Source organism: Bacillus cereus group sp. MS39 (assembly GCF_040448665.1).
In the GTDB taxonomy this organism is placed as follows: Bacteria; Bacillota; Bacilli; order Bacillales; family Bacillaceae_G; genus Bacillus_A; species Bacillus_A wiedmannii.
On the sequence record NZ_CP123058.1, the window covers coordinates 4,568,165 to 4,587,136 of the forward strand.

An 18,972-nucleotide genomic window follows, 5' to 3' on the forward strand; every position below is an offset into this window, starting at 1 on the left:
AATCCCCCTCCCTATTATTTTATAGTGCCTTCTTCACAAACCCTTTCGCTTCTTTTAATTTCTCCAGTGCTTCCCCATACTCACACTGCAATAACACCATAACAATCGCGGCTTTCACATTACGTTCTGCTTTTTCGTAATACTCTGCTGCTACTTCATAACTAACACCTGTTGCTTCCACAATAATTCGTTTTGATCGTTCTACTAACTTTTCATTTGTAGACTGAACATCTACCATTAAGTTTTTATACACTTTCCCTACACCAATCATAGAAGCTGTTGAAATCATATTGAGTACTAATTTTTGCGCTGTACCAGCTTTCAAACGCGTTGAGCCTGTTAAAATTTCGGCGCCTGTTTCTACTTCCACATTTAGCTTTGCATATTTACTTATTTCAGCATTTTTATTACAAGAAATACTCGCCGTGCTCGCTCCCACGCTAGCCGCGTACTTCAATCCGCCAATGACATAAGGAGTTCGACCACTTGCCGCAATTCCAATTACAGTATCTTTCTCGTTTAATCCGATACTTTTTAAATCTTCTTCCGCGAACTCTTCACGGTCTTCGGCACCTTCCACCGCTTTAGTAAACGCTTTCAATCCTCCTGCTATAAACCCCTGTACCATTTTATTATCTGTGCCAAATGTCGGCGGACATTCCACTGCGTCTAAAATACCTAAACGACCACTTGTACCAGCCCCAATGTAAATGAGTCGCCCTTCTCTTTCAAATGATTGAATTACAGTTTGCACAACCTGTTCAATCTGTTCTATCTCTTCTTCAACTGCTAACGCAACAGTTCGATCTTCTTCATTCATGCTTTGCAAAACTTCTTTTATACTCATCTCATCTAAATTCATCGTCTTTTCATTACGGTGTTCTGTCGATAAATTTTCTAACATATTACCACCTACTTTGAAATTTAATTTCATACTTTTATTATAACTTCAAGAAATTTAAAATCAATATGACTGTATTATTTTATGAAATTTAATTTCTTTTCATGACGAATTTATCCCACTTTAACTGGCAGTAAGACCCCCACCTCAAATTCAGCGAAAGCAAAGAAGATAGGTGGGGGATCAACTGCCTGTAAAAGTCCGATTGGTTCAACTAATAATAAGTGGGGGATGCCCCCCCACTTATTAAAGTTTCACTTTATGTCAGTACGCAAAAAAAGATGGGTTTCCCCATCTTCTCATTTTAACTTCCGTAACCGCAAGGCTTCTTCTCTTGTCTCCATAAATCGATCCAGCACTTTATTACCAATACGATTAAAAGTAATCACATATAAAGCATCAATCATATTCAGCTGTGTCATTCTCGAAGCAATACTCGCAATACGATGATCTTGTTCTACATCTGGCATACAAAGACGAATATCCGCCTCTTTATATAACGGTGATGATTGATCGAGCTTGGTAATCGCAATAACTGTTGCACCTTGTCTCTTCGCATATTGCGCCATTTCAAGTACATCTTTCGTACGACCAGATGTTGAAATCGCCACAAATATATCGCCCTCTTTTAAATTTGTCACAAGCGGCAACATCATATGAAAATCAGATAGCATCATTGCAGTAAATCCGAGCCTTGTAAATTTATAAGCCCCGTCCATCGCTGGAGTAGCTGATCCGCCTACTCCGTAAAATATAATTTTATCCGCATTTACAATAAGGTCTGCTGCTTTTTCCAGCTCCTTCTTATCTATAGCCGTAACGCTCGCCTCAATTGCAGCTTTATTCACATATGTAACTTTATTAAACAAGTCATACGGTCCATCTTCCGTATTCATCACTGAAAAATCGTTAATATTATAATCAGCAATCGTTAATTCGCGAACGAGTGCGATTTTAAATGCTTTAAAACTTCCGATTCCAATCGACTTACAAAAGCGAACAACGCTCGCCTCACTTGCGCCTGCATTCGTTGACACTTCTTTCGTCGTTAAGTTCGGAACAATCTCTGCATTCTCCATTATGTACATGGCAACCTTCTTTTCAGCTGGTGAAAATTGATCCATATTACTTTCAATTTTAAATAGTAATGTAGAAGCTTTCACTATTTAACCTCCACTTCTTACGGTTGCGTATCTTCTCTACTATCATTTGTATCATATAGATAAAAAGCATCATTACCAGGTGGATGATGAACAATTACAGTTCGCTCCCCTTTTTTATATGATGTTATTTCACCTTCAGATCGCTGCTTTTCCCATCCACCTATCCAAATTGCAAAGTCAGGTACAAAAGCAGTGTACTTATAGTCCTTCGGGTTTTCGTCTTCTACATAGGAAGAAAAAATAGAAACCGGAAAACCTTTCACTTTTGATTCTTTCCATGCAGTAAATGGTATACATAATGCAATAAGTATGATTACACCGATAACCTTCCCCTTCGTAATCCTCACACATTTTCTCTCCTCGACTTATCATATACGTAGATTTTACCATAATTACAACCTATTCACGCTATATGACTATTGCTTTTTTCCAATAAAAAAGAGCTTACCTACATCAGATAAGCTCTTCTTCTCTATACAAAATACTTCTTCAAAAGTGGCGGCGTAATAATCGTCGTTAATATAACAACAATTACAATCGCTGTGAAATTTTCTTTCGCTAATAAATTCGCCGCAAGTCCATTCGCTGCGATGATAAGCGCCACTTCTCCGCGCGATACCATTCCCGCACCGATACTAATAGAAGATTGAAGGTTGAATCCTGTTAGTCTTGCTCCTAAACCTGATCCGATTAACTTTGTAAAAATCGCAATAAGCGTCATAATGATAATGAACCAAAGCTGGCTTCCGATACCTTGAAATGTAATTTCCATTCCGATACTTACGAAGAACACTGGTACAAATATCGCATAAGCAATTGGCTCAATCTTATGTTCTACCTCATGCTTGTATTCTGTTTGAGAAATCGCAATCCCTGCTGCAAATGCTCCAATAATACCGGCGATTCCCATCATTTCACTGTAATACGAAAAAGAGAAACAAATAATAAGTGCTGCACTAATTAATGCTTCTGTTACGCGAAGTGGTACGAGCATCTTCATAATCCATGGAACCACTTTCCAGGAGATGAAAACGATACTTACAAAAAAGATAATTTTCTTTGCAATGACAAGCGTTACATTTACATCTTGTGTACCTAAAAAACTCATCACAAATGCTAATAAAATAACAACAATTACATCATCAAATACAGCTGCCCCTAAAATCGTCGTACTTTCTCTCGTATTCATTTTCCCTAAATCTCTTAATGTTTGAACAGAAATACTAACCGAAGTGGCACAAAGTAATAACCCTAAAAAGATCGCATGCGACTGTAACATTCCAAACGCAAGTCCTGCTAAATACCCACCAAGGAATGGGAAAATAATCCCTCCCATCGCTACTGCGAATGCAGATTTCAAATTCCGATTTAACTCTTCTAAATCCGTTTCAAGCCCCGCCATAAACATAAGTAGTAAAACACCAATTTCACTCAGTTCATCAATCAATTCAGAACTATTAATAATACCAAGCACAGCCGGACCGATAATAATACCAACAATTAACTTACCAAGTACAGAGGGCTGGCCGAGTCTTACACTAATATCACCAGCTAATTTCGTACAAAGTAAAATGACGACAAGTTCAAAATAAAATAACATAACATCTTCTCCTACTTTATAAAGTAAAACTTTTATGAGCGTTTTTGTCACTCTGTTAACCCTCGTCCATTCCTGCCAGTAGTTTCCCCTATTCATAAGCATTTTATTTGTCATATTTTTATTTGACAAAATATTCTGAATTATATTAAGATTAATCCAGCAATTTTAAAAAACTAGACACCATAACTGTACCTCCATTTACTTACGTACTCTTTTCTAGTGGGCTCATACTATATTCGCAGTTATGGAAATGAAAAAACGGGGGGAGAGTCCAAAGTGAAGTCATTATTACGAAAAAAAGCGCTTAGTACTGAATCACCACGGCAGTTAGATAGAACATTAACTGCACTTGATTTAACGTTTTTAGGAATTGGCGCCGTAATTGGGACAGGGATCTTTGTATTAACAGGTATTGTCGCAGCGAAACATTCTGGTCCTGGTATTATGTTATCATTCCTTATTGCTGCATTTACTTGTGCTTGTGTAGCCTTTTGTTATGCTGAATTTGCTTCTTCTATTCCTGTCTCAGGAAGTGTGTACACTTACGCATATATGACAGTCGGAGAAGTCGTCGCCTTCATCGTCGGCTGGTGTTTAATGCTCGAATATTTACTTGCAGTCGCGGCAGTAGCTGTCGGTTGGTCTGGTTATTTACAATCTTTACTACAAGGATTTAACATCCATCTGCCCACCATAATAGCCTCGGCCCCTGGCGTAGGAAAAGGCGGTATTATCGATTTACCGGCTGTTTGTATTTTACTACTCATTACGGGACTTTTAAGTTTCGGTATACGCGAAAGCGCACGCATTAATAATATTATGGTTCTTATCAAGTTAGCTGTTATTATCGCCTTTATCGTAGCAGGGGCAAAATATGTAAAACCTGAAAATTGGACTCCGTTCATTCCATTCGGATACGACGGTATCATTACTGGGGCTGCCACTGTATTCTTCGCCTTCTTAGGCTTTGATGCAATCGCAACCGCTGCAGAAGAAACGAAAAAACCACAGCGTGATTTACCAATTGGCATTATCGGTTCCCTTCTTATTTGTACTGTTTTATACATGATTGTATCTTTCGTTTTAACAGGTATGGTTCCGTATACACAATTAGATGTTTCTGATCCGGTTGCGTTTGCCTTACATTTCGTTGGCGAAGATACAATTGCAGGACTACTCGCTGTTGGAGCGATGACTGGAATGACAACCGTTCTCTTAGTCGTTATGTATGGACAAGTTCGCGTTTCGTATGCAATGAGCCGCGACGGTTTACTTCCAAAAGCGTTAGCACGTGTGAATAAAAGAGTAAAAATCCCTTTATTAAACACGTGGATTACTGGCGTTGTGTCAGCTTTATTAGCAGGACTTTTAGACTTACATTTACTAGCGAATTTAGTAAACATCGGTACGTTAACAGCATTCACATTCGTTTGCTGCGCTGTACTTATTTTACGAAAAACACATCCTGATTTAAAACGTGGATTCCGCGCACCTTTCGTACCTGTATTACCAGTTGTCGCCATTCTTTGCTGTTTATATTTGATGATTAATTTGTCTAAAACGACATGGATTAGCTTTATAGCTTGGCTTATAGTTGGCTTATGTTTCTATTTCTTCTACTCTAGAAAACATAGTCATTTAGCTACTGAAAAAACAAATGATGAAGAGAAAAAAGCATAACAAAATAGCTCGCCAATAAAACGGTGAGCTATCTTTCTGTATTATTATATTTTTTCGTTAACGATTGTAAAATGAAAAATATGCCGATGCAAGCTGTAAACGATGCCCAATTTCCTATCGGTGTAGCGTATTTAAAAACGCCAATACCTACAAGCAATAGGAAAATAATCACCTGATATATAAGCTTCCACTTTTGCATATATTCCCTCCTTTACTTCGTTCCCTTCTTTTTCTTCTTCCATGCATTTAAACTATCAAAGAAGAAATTAATAAATAACGTGCCTAAACCCGCTAATAAAAACGTCATTAAAAATAGAACCCATATACTTTTCTCTTTTAAGAAATAATATCCTACAAGGAGCACAACCGCGATCCATACATATTCAAGAATTCTTTTTAGCTTTTTCTCTTCCAAATTATTCGCTCCTTCATTCTATGCTACTTTTAGTATAACAAAAAAGAAGCCTATCATGATAAGCTTCTTTTTCTTCTCTCTTATTTGTTCATACTTTTTTCAACGAGTGAAATCGCATATTCTATCGTACGATTCATCGTTTCTACTTGTGCATCTTTTACTTTCGCATCTTTTAATACAGCTTCTGCCACTGTAATTTTTTGACTCAATGATTTCACTGAACCATCCGTTACATTTGCAGCTTGCGCTTTTTTCACCACTGTTTTTGCAGATTCAATATTGATTTGTAATTTTTCTTTCGGTGTTTTAGGTTGTTCTTCTGCCACCTTTGATTGTACAAATGCTACATTAGCTGTTTTTAATTCGTTATACGTTTGAACGATTTGCTCTCCAGTACTTCCTACATTTTCAAATGCTTGCTTTGCATTGTTATAGCTTTTCTCTAGTTCTTGAAATGCTTCTTTTGAATATTGACCTGGTTTGTCACCAAACTCATATTTACCAGCTAACACTTCTTTCACTTTCCCAAGCTCTTCATATAACGTGTTTACTTGCTCTAACTTCGTGCGGTTAGAAAACTCATTGTACGCTGCTAATACTTCTGAAGAACTTAACGCTTTACTATATAATCTTGCAAGCGCGATTTGTCCATTTAACGGAATACCGCCATTTCCATTACTATCTGGGTCAGCTCCAAATGCAAATGGTACGTTTGGATGATACACTTTTCCTTGAGCTGGTTGGCTATTTACTTTTTTACCATCTACGTAAATAGCTACTTCACTTCCGTTATATGTTCCTGTTAAGTGATATGTTTTGTTTGCTTCTAGCTGAACTCCAACACGCTTATAACTACCACCAATATGAGCCCACAATTCAACATATCCACTTCCTGTAGATTCAAATCCAATTCCGCCACTCTCTGTATTTTGTAAAATACCTTGTCCACGAATTTCATTCATTGAAAATACAGTTTCTAACGTAAATGTATTTGCTGCTTTCTCTTTTTGTGCTGCTGAAAACGGAAGGTATCCAAATGTATTTGCTTGTCCATTCAATTTCATTACATTTGTTTTTAAAGCTTTATCGTATGCAATAGATACATTCCCTTTCACATCGCCTTTCGTCCCAAACAATGAGTTATCTTTAAACGTGCCATCTAAGAAATTCACATCAAAGACATCTGACTTTGGTACTTTTACATTCGGGTCAATATTATCTTTTTTCGTAGTGATTTCTGCTGTTAACGGTTGTGCGCTTTCATTACCAAATGAATCAATCGCAACGACTTCAAGTGTATATGTTTTCCCGTCATCTAATCCTGCCAGTGTAAACGTAAGATCTTTTGGCACTGGGTCACGATAAAACTCTGAGAATGCTAACAACTTGTTTTTAATTTCTCCTGTTTGCTTATCTCTAGCTTGTACACGATAAGAATGGACAAGTAGGTTATCCAGTGCTTGCGGGAATGTCACCGTTGCCGCATTTTCTGTTACATTTGATACCGCAAGCTTTGCATCTTTAGCAAAGTAAGGCTTTTCTTTATCACGATCTTCTACATGTGTAAATGTATCTTTCTTTGCTGGTAATTTAATTTTCCAAGGCTTGCCTGTCCAAGAATTCGTATGGAAATCACGACGATTAATTGTTACCTCTTTATCATCTACTTCTACTAATAAACCCTGGCTTAACGTACTAGCTCCTGGCGGGATATTCCCTTGTACTTTACCACCTTCAACCTCCATATAACTTACTGAAGATGTACCAACTGATGTAAAGTCTTTTTGATGAATTGATCTTGGATCGTCTAACGGGTAATGCGAATGACCTGAAAACGTGATAACCTGCGGGTATCCTTTTAACACCTCATTAATTTTCGCACTATCTTTCGTTCCCCACTCTTGACTACCGTATACTGTATCTTTAATATGTTGGTGTAAAAATACGAAAATTGGTTTTTCTGGATCATCTTTTTGTGCCTTTGCCATTTCTTCTTTTAACCAATTAATTTGCTTGTCCGAATAATATCCATGAGTTGTCCCATCCTCTGGAGACATAACAAGGAAGTGATACCCTTTCACCACTTTATGATAGTAAATCGATTCCATTCCTGTTTTTTCTAAGAAACGCTTCTGCGCTCCCTCTACAGATAAACCGTTCCAATAATCATGGTTACCAAGAGAATTCATTCGTACTGCATCTTTATTTGCATTTTCATTATACACTTGCATGAAACGATCATATTGCTGCAGTGATCCTGAATCAGTAAAATCTCCCACAATTACGAACGCATCTTGTTTAGGTGCAAGTGTATTAAGTTGCTCGATTGCTCGTTTCCAGCGAAACGTATCATCCGTTCCACTATTTTTAATATGTACATCACTTACGACTGGAAAAACTATTTTCTTTTCACTTGGTGCCTTTTCTTGCTTTTTCTCTTCCGCTTTGACTGATGTACTCCACGGAAATGATACGAATGCTAATACAAAAACCATTAATAACCCAATAAGACCTTTTACTTTTCGTAAAGCTGTTCTTTCCACTTGAATCCTCCTCATAATAATTGATTCATTACAAGGGCTATTTTATCTAAAACATATTAATGTCGTTTAAATAACAAATAAATTTTATTAGATTTTTGTAAATATACAGTTAATTAAAAGTTAAGTCCAACATTCCTCGTACTATTGTATACAACCACCTTTTGTCTAAAAGAGTCTGATCATTCTTTTCCTATGACTATTCACATATAATCTTTTCTATAACACTAATGATAAGTTAAGGTTTAAGCCTATTAGACAATCTTAATTTTAAAAATTTTCTTCTTTTCTTAACACATCGGCCATGCTTCTACATTTAATAGTAGTAAAAGACAACTTAAAAAGGAGGGGTTGTATTGAAGAACAAAAAAAATATTGGCTGTTTCGCTCCTTTATCTATCATTTGCCCAAACCCTTGTCCACCGCCCCCTCCTCCAAATCCAAGTTGTGAGCGAGTAACAAATGAATTTGCAGGGAATTTCCTCATAACTAACAACACCATTCCCTCTATCAAAGATGCACTACAATCAATGATACTGTGGCAAAGTGATGGGATACTACTTATATCAGGTACTGTCTCGGTTTACAATAGTACTAGCAGCACAGAGGCAATTACAATTGAAATCGTTGGAGCAGTAACTAATATTTTCACTGTCTTTCCTGGCAATACTATATCTTACACAGGAAAAGACTTACAATCTGTCAGTATTATTAATATACAAAGTGATCCTTCACTATATTTAGAAGGCAAGTACTGTTGCCAATTTACATGTTGCTTATAGAATACCAATTTCATTACTTTCTCAATTTAAAAAAGCATACCATTTACGGTATGCTTTTTTTATGAAATCGGATAACGTACAGTAATACAAAACTCTCCTTGATTAACAGTTGTTCCTGTCGTAGTAATTCGAACAGTCGTAAAATATCGTACAGTGAAAGTACCACTACTTTGTGGCTGTACAGTAATTGTATCAACTACTGTAGCACCTACTAAAAAATCCACTGTAATCGGGTTCGCACCTACATCATATTTCACGTAACCTGAACCATATACTTCTTGCGTGATGTTATTTGTATATACAATTTGAGTACCAGCACCTGTAATAGACCAGTCTGTACATACTTGATCTTGTACAAGCGTTTTATTCGAACAACAAGACAAACTGGAACTTCTCATTCCCATTTCGATCCTCTCCTATTCTGCTATGAAAGTGGATAACGTGTTGTAATACAAAATTCTCCTTGATACGTTCCAGCAGGTGTTGCAGGTAACACAACTTGTATACTATCAAAGCGGCGATACGTAAAAGCAATACTCGTTCCTGGGTTTAATGTTTGTGTATCAATTGTAGCCCCAGCAGAATCCAGTGCTTCTACAGTAATCGGACCTGGTCCAACATCATATTTAACAAAACCAGTACCCACTACGTTTTGGTTAATATTATTTGTATAGAGAACATTATCAATTGCTGCCGCAACTACAGTAGCAGACCACGGACTACACACTTTATCTTGCACATAATTTTTATCTGGACAGCAAGTTAATGCTGACCCTGAGCACTCACAAGACATAGTTGTTTCCCCTCTCTCGTTTATATTCCCTATATGTGTATGTCCCTCAGAGTCTTTTGCCTGTACTATTCATCTATTTTCACAAAATGTGCAAATTCCAATACCAATGACTAGATAGATTCCGATCTATTTCGTTTTTTCATAAATTTATAGATTAAGATACCACCGACAATAATAACAACGACTGCTAATATCGGTAACATATATTGACCAACAACATCTGCTGCTTTTGCCCAATGCGGACCTAATTTCATTCCAAAATAAATATACAAAGTCGTTAATGGGAACATTGCTACAAATGTATATATGCTAAATTTCCATATGTTCATTTTCGCCATACCACACGGAACAGAAATAAGTGTTCGAACTCCCGGTACAAAACGTCCAACAAACGCTACAACTGGCCCATATTTCTCAAAGAAATCATCTGCTTTTTGAATTTGTTCTTCTTTTATAAAGAAGTATTTCCCATACTTTATTAATAGGGGGCGACCACCGTAATAACCGAGTGCGTATAACGTTAATGGTCCTGTCGTTCCGCCAAGTGTCCCTGCTAATACAGCTAACCAAAAATTCATATCACCCTCGTATACCCAATACCCAACCATGGGCAAAACTACCTCTGCTGGAATAAATTCAAACGTTAATGCTAACACAACTCCAAAATAAGAAAACTGCTTTAAAAACTCAATTATATCTAAAATAATTTGCTCCATATTTTTAACTCCTATCCTACGTTTACGTTATGCTTTTCTTGTAATTGAACTGGTGCCATTTTTACAATTCGGTTCAAAATGAATAACACAATTCCAATATCATCTAAAATACCGATAAACGGCAGGAAGTCTGGAATTAAATCAAGCGGCATCGCAACATACCCAACTAAAAAAGCAACAGATAAAATTTTCTTCTTTATTGAAACCTCTTTTGAAGTAAAAAAGTCAAATAGGAATGGAACGAAACGACGGACATGAAATACAACTCTTAATCTACTAATAAGTTTTTTCATTTTTATTTCTCCTCTCTTTGTATACAAAAAGGACCCTACCAAATATGGTAAGGGTCCTAAAAAAGACAATAAGGGGCCTTTACCATTGCTGGTAAAGGTCTCACTAACAACGAAACGTTGCCAATAAAGCCGAGGGTTTCTCCCTGTAATGACGACTTTACTGTAATAAGTTACTCCCCTTTATATACACAATTTTATACAATCACATTAAAATATTTGGAGGGGCTTGTCAATATTTTTTTCATCCACCATTCAAGTTATTGCACTATAAATAATACTATGCTGTATTCTCCGCTGAAACAATTTGGACTTTAAAACGATCTGGATCATAGAAAGTTACCCTTATTTCTTCACCACATCGTTCTTCTAAAAATGCTACTTGATAAAACTCTAACTTTTTCTTTATCCGCTCAATGTTTGTAGTTCTTAAAAATATTTCCTTCACTGATGATGTGACGGTCTCTCTATATTCTCCCAGTCCCCTGTTTACAACAAAACAAATTCTCGTTGAACCGATATCATACCAAACACCTGTTACACGTAATTGTGGTCTTTCCTTGCTTGGCTTAAAGCCTAGAATCCCTTCGTAAAAGTATAATGTTTCCTTTAAATTTTTAGATTCTAATACAATGCATGTTGTAATCCTTTCCATCCGCACTCCTCCTGTCTCTATTAGTTTTCTATATGTGTCATAAATCTTAATTATGTACGAATACAATACGTAGTGATGAATATTTCATTAATAAAGGAGGCTTATAACATGGATAAATACATGAAATCCTACATACCTTATCATGGTCCAAACGATCCTTGTCCTCCAATTGGGAAAAAATATTACTCAACTCCCCCCCACTTATATATGGGCTTTCAACCAGCTAATTTACCCCAATTCCCACCAAAAGAAGCTTTAAGAAAAGGGACTCTATGGCCAGCATTTTATGATTACTATGAAAATCCTTACAAAAAAGGACGGTGAATAAAAACGTGACACAAACATTGCCTAATGAATATTACAAATGGATTGAAGAACTGCAAGAACTAGACTTTGTCTTAGTTGAACTTACCCTCTATTTAGATACGCATCCCGACGATACTGCCGCTATAAATCAATTCAATGATTTTTCTTATAAACGAAGAGTACTACAACAAAAAATTGAAGAAAAATACGGACCACTTCAGCAGTTTGGAAATAGTTATTCTAACGCCCCATGGGAATGGAGCAAAGGACCGTGGCCATGGCAAATATAAAGGAGAGAAACTATGTGGATTTATGAAAAGAAATTACAATATCCTGTTAAAGTAAGTACTTGTAATCCCGCACTCGCAAGATTATTAGTTGAACAATATGGTGGTGCGGATGGTGAATTAGCCGCTGCTCTTCGCTACTTAAATCAGCGTTACACGATTCCTGACAAAGTCGTTGGCTTACTAACTGATATCGGTACAGAAGAATTCGCACACCTAGAAATGATCGCTACAATGATTTATAAATTAACAAAAGATGCAACACCTGAACAAATGAAAGCTGCTGGATTAGACGCACAGTACGCTAATCATGATAGCGCTTTGTTTTATCATAATGCTGGTGGTGTTCCTTTTACTGCTACTTATATTCAAGCAAAAGGAGATCCTATCGCAGATTTATATGAAGATATTGCTGCTGAAGAAAAAGCAAGAGCAACTTATCAATGGCTCATTGATTTATCTGACGATCCCGACATAAATGATAGCTTGCGCTTTTTACGTGAACGAGAAATTGTCCATTCACAACGTTTCCGAGAAGCAGTTGAAATTTTAAAAGAAGAACGTGATAAAAAAATATTTTTTTAAAACACGTATCCTAGCGATATGTGTTTTTTTACGTTAAAGATTAAATCCTTCTTATTAAACATACAAATAGTATATTTATTCGATTTAATGCATTATTTTTTAATATTTTCAAAATTCCCTATTGCTTTCTAGTCATCAGACCTTTAAAATAGTAACAGTTACTCGACAAATTATTTGAATTTTCGACAAAAACACTCATTAGGAGGATTTTCTTTATATGCGTACAACTTTAAAACCAGCGCAAATACTTTCGATTAGTTTATTACTATTCGCAGTTTTCTTCGGTGCTGGTAATATGATTTTTCCGCCCCTTCTCGGTCTTTCTTCTGGAGAAAATATGTGGATTTCCATTACAGGATTCATTATTACAGACGTCGGTTTATCTTTACTAGCTATCGTCGCTGTTGCCCTTGCCGGTGGTAGTTTCAACACTTTAGCAAGCCGTGTTCATCCAAAATTCGCAGCAATATTCGCTATCATTATTTATCTTTCAATCGGCCCACTATTTGTTATTCCACGAACTGGATCTGTATCTTACGAAATTGGGATTGCACCACTTTTCCCAGACCAATGGTACTCTATGTTAATCTTTAGTGCGATTTTCTTTACAGTCGTTTACTTCTTATCATTAAATCCATCAAAATTAGTAGATCATATTGGAAAAATATTAACGCCAATTTTACTTGGAATTATTGCAATTATGGCAACAAAAGCGATTCTTTCACCAGGAACGTTTGCAGAACCTGTTGGTGACTATAAAGAAATTCCATTTTTCAAAGGATTTCTTGAAGGATTTTTAACGTTAGATGCAATCGGTGCTCTCGTATTATCAACGATTGTTGTAAATGCAATTCGCCAAAATGGTATACAAGAGAAGAAATCTATTGCGAAATATACAATTATTTGTGGGAGCATTGCAGCCCTATTCTTAACAATTGTTTATTTCTTACTCGGTTATATCGGCGCTTCAAACGGAAACTTGGGACAATTCGAGAACGGTGGTCAACTATTAGCTACTGTTATGTACCAATTCTTTGGGACAAGCGGTAATGTTTTATTAAGTATCGCCATTATCTTCGCTTGTTTAACGACTGCAATCGGCGTTGTAAGTGCATTCGCAAACTATTTCGCAACAGTACTAACAAATGTTTCCTACAAAAAACTCGTACTATACGTTTGTATCTTTAGCTTCGTTATTTCAAACTTAGGTTTAAGTTTATTAATAAAAATTACATTACCTGTATTAATTATTTTATATCCAATTACGATTATTTTAATTTTCGTATCATTTATAGATAAATATACGAAACGTAAACCTTCTGTCTACATCGGAGCAATGATCGCAGCATTCCTTATTAGCTGTATTCATGCACTTGATAATGTGGGAATGATTCCAAGTTTTATTGCTAATATCGTACACACAATTCCTTTTTACAACTTAGGAATCGGCTGGATTATTCCGGCAATCATTGGTGGTATAATTGGATACTTTATTCCACAAACAGAAGCTAAAGGTGAAGTTTCTACAAAATAAAGAAAAGAAGCAAGCAGTAATTGTGCTTGCTTCTTTTTTATTTTCACATCGTATGTTTAAAAGTAAATAACTCTTCTTTTGACTGCACAGCAGATTGTTCCTCTTCTACTACGTCCTTCTTTATCTCTCCCCCTAACCTTACTTTCATCATTGCCTCTTCGATACTTTTTACAATCATATTTCCTGAAAAAATAGTCAGTCCAAAAAATGTAATGGGAACGAGAGGAATCCACGGATGCACTGTTAATGATCTAAAATAGACCCCAATTAAACCTGACCATTCATGTGTGTAAGAGTCTATTTCTTCTATCGGTCCTAAAAACTTAACCGTTCCGCCGAAGAATATTTCCAGTAATCCTAAGTGCAGTAAAATAGTCAGAGTCTGCGTAAACTGCTGAAAAAATACAAGTATAAACGTCATATAGAGATGCGGAAAAATATGTTTTATAACAATGTGCCTTCTCGATCCACCCAGTATGCACGCAGCTTCAATAAATTCTTCGGTTCTCAATTTACGGACTTCCTTCGCAACATACAATGCAATAACTGGCATCACAAGCATTACAAGTAATAAAACTTGAAACGAAGCCCTTTCAAAAAAGGTTGTTGTTTCCTCTCCACTCCCAAATGCATTTGCAAAGTGAAGAAAGAAATACGCAATCATAACTGTTGGAATAACTGTAAAACTATCAAAAAAAGCCTCGATTTTTGAAAAACCTCTTTTTACATATGTTCCAAGCATAACACCGAAAAACACACCTATCACCATTCTAAGTGCCGCAATTAAAATAGATATACCAATTGTCCACTTCGCGCCTTCAATGACTAAATGTAACAGGTCGTATCCTTTTCGGTCTGTCCCGAGTAAAAATTGTAATGAAGGTGAGAAGGGTGGCACTTCTGGATTTCCAGCCGCATCATATTGCAACGTAACTTTTTTAATCTGTCCATCATTCCATATCGTATTTCCGATGCTCAAAAGAACTAATAGGAGAAGAAACCCAATGCTTATCCAAAATCTTTTATCGCGTTTTATATACGTCCACATATTATAGTCTCTCCTTCATCGCAGCTGGAATGAGATAATGAAACAATTTAAACAAAATAAAAATCGGAATATAAATAAGCAGCACACTAACGATGAAAACCTCAACCCTAATACTCTCATACGATTTCAAAAACATAAAAATACCACCCGTATTAAAAATCCATTCTATAATATATAAATTAGATAACATAAAAAAGATATTCGTTTTCGCAAAGAAAAGTGTACTAAGCAACACATTTCGTAAAATATGACGATTTAAAATATGAAAGCGCCCCAGCCCTTTCGCCTTAGCAAATAATACATAATCTTTTTCTAGCTCATTTTCGAAACGAAGCACTAACATTTTTACAAACAGAATCGTAGTCGGTATACTCAAACAAAATATCGGCAATCCTCTAATCGACTCGCCTCCGATTGACGCAATTTGAAAAGGTAAAAAGCCTGTTTGTTTAAAAACCCATACAACTAAAATTTGCGATAACAAAATAAGTAAAATGTCTGGAATAGATTCTAGGAAGATAAGAAATGATTTAATACGATGTTGTATACGAGGTGAACTACTCATAATGACATAAACAATACAAAATGCTACAAATAATGAAATGAAAAAAGCAGCTAAAAATATAACAATTGTTTCTTTATAATGAACAAACAACTGCGGAAATAAAAATTTATCTCCCACATATTTAAAATTGGAGATGTCCATTAAATTCACAAACACTTCTTGTAAACTCTTTATGTACTGTGATGCATGCAGCTCAAATCCATAAAATAGTTTCGGCAATGTCCCTAAACAAATAATACCCAAAATCGAAATAAGAAATTGAATCGTCACTTCCATCCCATTCAGAAAAACTTTTTTGACCACGTTTTCCCTTCTCTCTATATATAATTTACCTTCTAATTTTATTCTTAATTTTCTGAATTGTAAATATTTATATAAAAAATCACTAGGTTATGATCCTAGTGATTCTTTATGCGCATGCCCTTCTCTTTTCGCAAACGGCATATACAAAATAAAACATCCAATAAGCGCTGCGAGTTCTAATGAAATAATATAGTAAGGGTGCGGCCCTAACATATCAAGTAATGAAGCAGTTTCTGGCTTACGAGCTAAAAACATATAATTACCGCCTGTTTTGTAATTCACAAACGAAACAATTGGAATCAATATGTTTAAAAATATCATTGTGCGTTTAATAGATTGTACTGTCGGACGATATCCTTCCACCCATGTCATAAAGAGTGGTGCCCAAATGAGCAATATATGCGCGATAAAATATTCAATGAAACGAAAATGCGGAAAAGCATATTGCAAGTTTGGTGTTAAAATAGCTTGTGATGCACCGATAATTCCTGTAAAAAATACAATCTCATATATTCGGTAACTTTTCGTTACAATCATAATCGATGCTAACAATAAACTAATCGTACATAACTCAAATGGTAATGAAGTGCCTAGTTCAAAAATCCCCGCTTTCCATTCCCACATATGGAGCCCAATTTCACTCCCAATAAATAAAAATGCAATCGCATATCGAACCGTTATATTCCACTCACTTTGCCGTAATACATCTTGGTATTGATACAGAAAAAATATCGCCACCAACATAATAAATAATATAAGGACGTGTTGCCTTGAGTATGGAATAAATGGTTTTAATGGATGCGCACTAAAATAAGCTTCCATCTTCCCTCCTCCTCTCTTTCATACAATATTATTGTAAGAAAGAAACGACGAGTCAATTCATTTGCTTACACTAGGACAAGATCTACCTTACATTTACATATTCATACCTTACAAAACTGTAAGGTTATTGTAAGCTAAAACGATTTGTCAGATTCTTCACCTCTTCTATACTTAATGTAGATACTAAAACGAGCGAAAAGGTGATAAATAGATGAAGAAGAAAAATAAAGTGTTAATTACTAGTGTAGTAGCAATCGGTATTGCAGCTGGATCATATTTTGCATTTGCTGGCGGTAGTTCAGAAGTAGCAATGGCATATAGCGGTTATAAAGTAACAGAAAAACAAATTGAAAACGCGCAAAAATTTGGCGGTGAAGTCATTCCAAACGGCATCGAAACAATTTCATTTGATCCAACAAAAGGTACGTACGAATTAGCTGTAAAAAAAGGTGACGAAGTAAAAAAAGGACAGCTTCTATTTAAATATAATGATCCTACTGCGAAACAAGGTGTAACAGAAGCAGAAATGCAAAAGAAAATCGCACAAAAAGAAGTAACATTGTTCCAAAAACAGATTGATGCAGCGAAACAAAAATTACAAAAAGATAAAAATGCAGGCCTTCCTGCTGAAGCATTAAAAGCTTCAGAAATCGAAGTGCAACAATTAGAATCGCAACTTGAAATGAAAAAGTTTGAAGTTGAAAAATCTGATGAAATGATTAAAGCAGCAAAAGAGAGAGTAAGCAATCTTTCTGTAACAAGTCCTGCTGATGGCGTAATTGATGATATCGTGAAAACTGCTGATGAAAAAACAGGTATGAGCGGCATTACACTTCGCCACGCTGGGCCATTTAAAGTAAAAGGTCAACTTTCTGAATATGAGCTTGCTAGTATGAAAGTCGGGCAAGAAGTAACTGTTTCATCAAAAACGGTCGCTGGTAAGACTTGGACAGGAAAAGTAACAGAAATCGGTTCTACACCATTAAAGAGCATGGATGAAAACAAAACAGTTTCTAACTATCAATTCACTGTCACATTAGATAATAGTGAAGAATTACAAAACGGCTTCCACGTTTACGTAACAAGTAAATCTGGCGAAGCAACTGGTACGATTGTTCCGAAAAGCAGCATCGTGAAAAAAGGTGACAAAAATGTTGTCTTCGTTGTAAAAGACGGTAAAGCGAAAGAACAAGCTGTTACTGTTGAATTCGAGACTGATAGCGAAGCAAAAGTTTCTGGAGTGAAAAAAGGAGAGCAAATTATCTCTAAACCTGAAAAAGACTTAAAAGATGGTATGGAGGTCGTCGCCCGATGATTAACTTAAAAGGCATCACGAAATCTTTCCAAAATGGTGCAGAATCCGTTCAAATATTACACGGCATTGACGTAACACTGAACCAAGGAGAATTCACTTCTATTATGGGACCATCTGGTTCTGGTAAATCAACACTAATGAACATTATCGGTTGCTTAGATAAACCAACGACAGGTGCGTATGAACTAGCTGGTCAAAATATTTCAAACATGTCTGAGACAGAACTTGCACGCGTTCGTAATAAAGAGATTGGGTTCGTATTCCAAAACTTCATGTTATTACCAAGACTTACAGCACTTCAAAATGTAGAGCTACCTCTTATTTACGCTGGAGTCGATAAAAAAGAAAGACGCGAGCGCTCATTAGCCGCTTTAACAAAAGTAGGTTTAGCTGATCGTGCTACTCACCTACCGAACGAATTATCAGGTGGACAAAAACAGCGTGTCGCAGTCGCACGTGCAATCGTAAATAATCCAAAGTTCATTTTAGCCGATGAACCGACAGGAGCACTTGATACGAAAACAAGTACACAAATTATGGATCTCTTTTACGAATTAAACAAACAAGGCTCAACAATCATTATGATTACCCATGATCGTGAAATTGGGGAAGCTGCAGCAAGGCAAATTGTAATTCGTGACGGAAACATCGTCCAAGATTGGAGAGGTTAAT

At 36.1% G+C, this 18,972-nt stretch carries 23 protein-coding genes; 8 read left to right on the plus strand and 15 right to left on the minus strand.

The genetic code is table 11. The features are described 5' to 3' along the window. Positions 1-19 precede the first annotated feature (19 nt). The 4 genes from murQ to QEP67_RS23730 form a co-directional block, all read right to left on the minus strand. Complete coding sequence (murQ, locus tag QEP67_RS23715) at positions 20-904, minus strand: N-acetylmuramic acid 6-phosphate etherase (RefSeq protein WP_341057493.1); 885 nt, start codon at positions 902-904, stop codon at positions 20-22. A 296-nt stretch (positions 905-1,200) separates the two neighbouring features. Then, positions 1,201-2,064 (minus strand): MurR/RpiR family transcriptional regulator, encoded by an 864-nt coding sequence (locus QEP67_RS23720; protein ID WP_000648158.1) that lies wholly within the window; start codon positions 2,062-2,064, stop codon positions 1,201-1,203. 17 nt (positions 2,065-2,081) lie between these two features. Beyond that, positions 2,082-2,411, minus strand: coding sequence for a hypothetical protein (locus tag QEP67_RS23725; RefSeq protein WP_001223249.1), 330 nt, complete (start codon positions 2,409-2,411; stop codon positions 2,082-2,084). 125 nt (positions 2,412-2,536) lie between these two features. Beyond that, a complete protein-coding gene (locus tag QEP67_RS23730; protein ID WP_050552266.1) occupies positions 2,537-3,760 on the minus strand; it encodes a cation:proton antiporter in 1,224 nt (407 codons plus the stop codon). A 180-nt stretch (positions 3,761-3,940) separates the two neighbouring features. Here QEP67_RS23730 and QEP67_RS23735 point away from each other — a divergent pair, with 180 nt between their 5' ends. Continuing rightward, on the plus strand, positions 3,941-5,344 hold the full coding sequence (locus QEP67_RS23735; protein ID WP_000838725.1) for an amino acid permease: 1,404 nt from the start codon (positions 3,941-3,943) through the stop codon (positions 5,342-5,344). 28 nt (positions 5,345-5,372) lie between these two features. Here the strand turns inward: QEP67_RS23735 and QEP67_RS23740 are convergent, their stop codons facing one another. The 3 genes from QEP67_RS23740 to QEP67_RS23750 form a co-directional block, all read right to left on the minus strand. Next, positions 5,373-5,543, minus strand: coding sequence for a hypothetical protein (locus QEP67_RS23740; protein WP_001174844.1), 171 nt, complete (start codon positions 5,541-5,543; stop codon positions 5,373-5,375). A gap of 12 nt (positions 5,544-5,555) precedes the next feature. Continuing rightward, positions 5,556-5,759: a hypothetical protein gene (locus QEP67_RS23745; protein ID WP_000391504.1), complete on the minus strand. Its 204-nt coding sequence runs from the start codon at positions 5,757-5,759 to the stop codon at positions 5,556-5,558. An 80-nt stretch (positions 5,760-5,839) separates the two neighbouring features. Further along, a complete protein-coding gene (locus QEP67_RS23750; protein WP_353706453.1) occupies positions 5,840-8,302 on the minus strand; it encodes an FN3 and LamG domain-containing metallophosphoesterase family protein in 2,463 nt (820 codons plus the stop codon). A 353-nt stretch (positions 8,303-8,655) separates the two neighbouring features. Between QEP67_RS23750 and QEP67_RS23755 the strand changes: the two genes are divergently transcribed. Further along, a complete protein-coding gene (locus QEP67_RS23755) occupies positions 8,656-9,081 on the plus strand; it encodes an S-Ena type endospore appendage (protein ID WP_000791328.1) in 426 nt (141 codons plus the stop codon). Between the two features lie 59 nt (positions 9,082-9,140). Here QEP67_RS23755 and QEP67_RS23760 read toward each other — a convergent pair whose 3' ends face one another. From QEP67_RS23760 to QEP67_RS23780, 5 genes are all read right to left on the minus strand, one after another. After that, positions 9,141-9,485, minus strand: a complete 345-nt coding sequence (locus tag QEP67_RS23760) for an S-Ena type endospore appendage (protein WP_000525819.1) — start codon at positions 9,483-9,485, stop codon at positions 9,141-9,143. Between the two features lie 20 nt (positions 9,486-9,505). Further along, the gene (locus QEP67_RS23765; RefSeq protein ID WP_001277534.1) at positions 9,506-9,874 is read right to left on the minus strand and encodes a DUF3992 domain-containing protein; all 369 of its coding nucleotides are present in this window, start codon (positions 9,872-9,874) and stop codon (positions 9,506-9,508) included. A 110-nt stretch (positions 9,875-9,984) separates the two neighbouring features. Then, complete coding sequence (locus QEP67_RS23770) at positions 9,985-10,590, minus strand: DedA family protein (RefSeq protein ID WP_000435008.1); 606 nt, start codon at positions 10,588-10,590, stop codon at positions 9,985-9,987. 11 nt (positions 10,591-10,601) lie between these two features. Then, positions 10,602-10,883, minus strand: coding sequence for a DUF1232 domain-containing protein (locus tag QEP67_RS23775; RefSeq protein ID WP_000733852.1), 282 nt, complete (start codon positions 10,881-10,883; stop codon positions 10,602-10,604). A 277-nt stretch (positions 10,884-11,160) separates the two neighbouring features. Further along, positions 11,161-11,535 (minus strand): VOC family protein, encoded by a 375-nt coding sequence (locus QEP67_RS23780; RefSeq protein WP_000439799.1) that lies wholly within the window; start codon positions 11,533-11,535, stop codon positions 11,161-11,163. Positions 11,536-11,643: 108 nt separating this feature from the next. On the opposite strand from QEP67_RS23780, the gene QEP67_RS23785 reads away from it, so the two are divergent. From QEP67_RS23785 to brnQ, 4 genes are all read left to right on the plus strand, one after another. After that, positions 11,644-11,859, plus strand: coding sequence for a spore coat associated protein CotJA (locus QEP67_RS23785; protein ID WP_000362186.1), 216 nt, complete (start codon positions 11,644-11,646; stop codon positions 11,857-11,859). A gap of 8 nt (positions 11,860-11,867) precedes the next feature. Continuing rightward, a complete protein-coding gene (locus tag QEP67_RS23790) occupies positions 11,868-12,131 on the plus strand; it encodes a spore coat protein CotJB (RefSeq protein ID WP_000194957.1) in 264 nt (87 codons plus the stop codon). Between the two features lie 12 nt (positions 12,132-12,143). Next, the gene (cotJC, locus tag QEP67_RS23795) at positions 12,144-12,713 is read left to right on the plus strand and encodes a spore coat protein CotJC (RefSeq protein ID WP_000265289.1); all 570 of its coding nucleotides are present in this window, start codon (positions 12,144-12,146) and stop codon (positions 12,711-12,713) included. A gap of 217 nt (positions 12,714-12,930) precedes the next feature. Beyond that, positions 12,931-14,247: a branched-chain amino acid transport system II carrier protein gene (gene brnQ / locus QEP67_RS23800; RefSeq protein WP_001260894.1), complete on the plus strand. Its 1,317-nt coding sequence runs from the start codon at positions 12,931-12,933 to the stop codon at positions 14,245-14,247. A gap of 43 nt (positions 14,248-14,290) precedes the next feature. Here the strand turns inward: brnQ and QEP67_RS23805 are convergent, their stop codons facing one another. From QEP67_RS23805 to QEP67_RS23815, 3 genes are all read right to left on the minus strand, one after another. Beyond that, on the minus strand, positions 14,291-15,295 hold the full coding sequence (locus QEP67_RS23805) for an ABC transporter permease subunit (protein WP_064472441.1): 1,005 nt from the start codon (positions 15,293-15,295) through the stop codon (positions 14,291-14,293). Position 15,296: 1 nt separating this feature from the next. Further along, positions 15,297-16,163, minus strand: coding sequence for an ABC transporter permease subunit (locus QEP67_RS23810; RefSeq protein ID WP_000239679.1), 867 nt, complete (start codon positions 16,161-16,163; stop codon positions 15,297-15,299). A gap of 87 nt (positions 16,164-16,250) precedes the next feature. Then, positions 16,251-16,985 (minus strand): TIGR02206 family membrane protein, encoded by a 735-nt coding sequence (locus tag QEP67_RS23815; RefSeq protein ID WP_000388706.1) that lies wholly within the window; start codon positions 16,983-16,985, stop codon positions 16,251-16,253. A gap of 211 nt (positions 16,986-17,196) precedes the next feature. Between QEP67_RS23815 and QEP67_RS23820 the strand changes: the two genes are divergently transcribed. Next, positions 17,197-18,300 carry an efflux RND transporter periplasmic adaptor subunit gene (locus tag QEP67_RS23820; RefSeq protein ID WP_061672633.1) on the plus strand — a complete coding sequence of 368 codons (1,104 nt, stop codon included), beginning with the start codon at positions 17,197-17,199 and terminating at the stop codon, positions 18,298-18,300. Then, a complete protein-coding gene (locus tag QEP67_RS23825; RefSeq protein WP_000609098.1) occupies positions 18,297-18,971 on the plus strand; it encodes an ABC transporter ATP-binding protein in 675 nt (224 codons plus the stop codon). The genes QEP67_RS23820 and QEP67_RS23825 overlap by 4 nt, the downstream gene beginning before the upstream one ends. The last annotated feature ends 1 nt before the right edge of the window (position 18,972 follow it).

Excerpts from the sequence above, each read along its gene's own strand:
- murQ (WP_341057493.1), bottom strand. The coding sequence starts at position 904 with ATGTTAGAAAATTTATCGACAGAACACCGTAATGAAAAGACGATGAAT.
- QEP67_RS23730 (WP_050552266.1), bottom strand. The coding sequence starts at position 3,760 with ATGAATAGGGGAAACTACTGGCAGGAATGGACGAGGGTTAACAGAGTG.
- QEP67_RS23740 (WP_001174844.1), bottom strand. The coding sequence starts at position 5,543 with ATGCAAAAGTGGAAGCTTATATATCAGGTGATTATTTTCCTATTGCTT.
- QEP67_RS23760 (WP_000525819.1), bottom strand. The coding sequence starts at position 9,485 with ATGGGAATGAGAAGTTCCAGTTTGTCTTGTTGTTCGAATAAAACGCTT.
- QEP67_RS23765 (WP_001277534.1), bottom strand. The coding sequence starts at position 9,874 with ATGTCTTGTGAGTGCTCAGGGTCAGCATTAACTTGCTGTCCAGATAAA.
- QEP67_RS23770 (WP_000435008.1), bottom strand. The coding sequence starts at position 10,590 with ATGGAGCAAATTATTTTAGATATAATTGAGTTTTTAAAGCAGTTTTCT.
- QEP67_RS23775 (WP_000733852.1), bottom strand. The coding sequence starts at position 10,883 with ATGAAAAAACTTATTAGTAGATTAAGAGTTGTATTTCATGTCCGTCGT.
- QEP67_RS23780 (WP_000439799.1), bottom strand. The coding sequence starts at position 11,535 with ATGGAAAGGATTACAACATGCATTGTATTAGAATCTAAAAATTTAAAG.
- QEP67_RS23785 (WP_000362186.1), top strand. The coding sequence starts at position 11,644 with ATGGATAAATACATGAAATCCTACATACCTTATCATGGTCCAAACGAT.
- cotJC (WP_000265289.1), top strand. The coding sequence starts at position 12,144 with ATGTGGATTTATGAAAAGAAATTACAATATCCTGTTAAAGTAAGTACT.
- brnQ (WP_001260894.1), top strand. The coding sequence starts at position 12,931 with ATGCGTACAACTTTAAAACCAGCGCAAATACTTTCGATTAGTTTATTA.
- QEP67_RS23805 (WP_064472441.1), bottom strand. The coding sequence starts at position 15,295 with ATGTGGACGTATATAAAACGCGATAAAAGATTTTGGATAAGCATTGGG.
- QEP67_RS23815 (WP_000388706.1), bottom strand. The coding sequence starts at position 16,985 with ATGGAAGCTTATTTTAGTGCGCATCCATTAAAACCATTTATTCCATAC.
- QEP67_RS23820 (WP_061672633.1), top strand. The coding sequence starts at position 17,197 with ATGAAGAAGAAAAATAAAGTGTTAATTACTAGTGTAGTAGCAATCGGT.
- QEP67_RS23825 (WP_000609098.1), top strand. The coding sequence starts at position 18,297 with ATGATTAACTTAAAAGGCATCACGAAATCTTTCCAAAATGGTGCAGAA.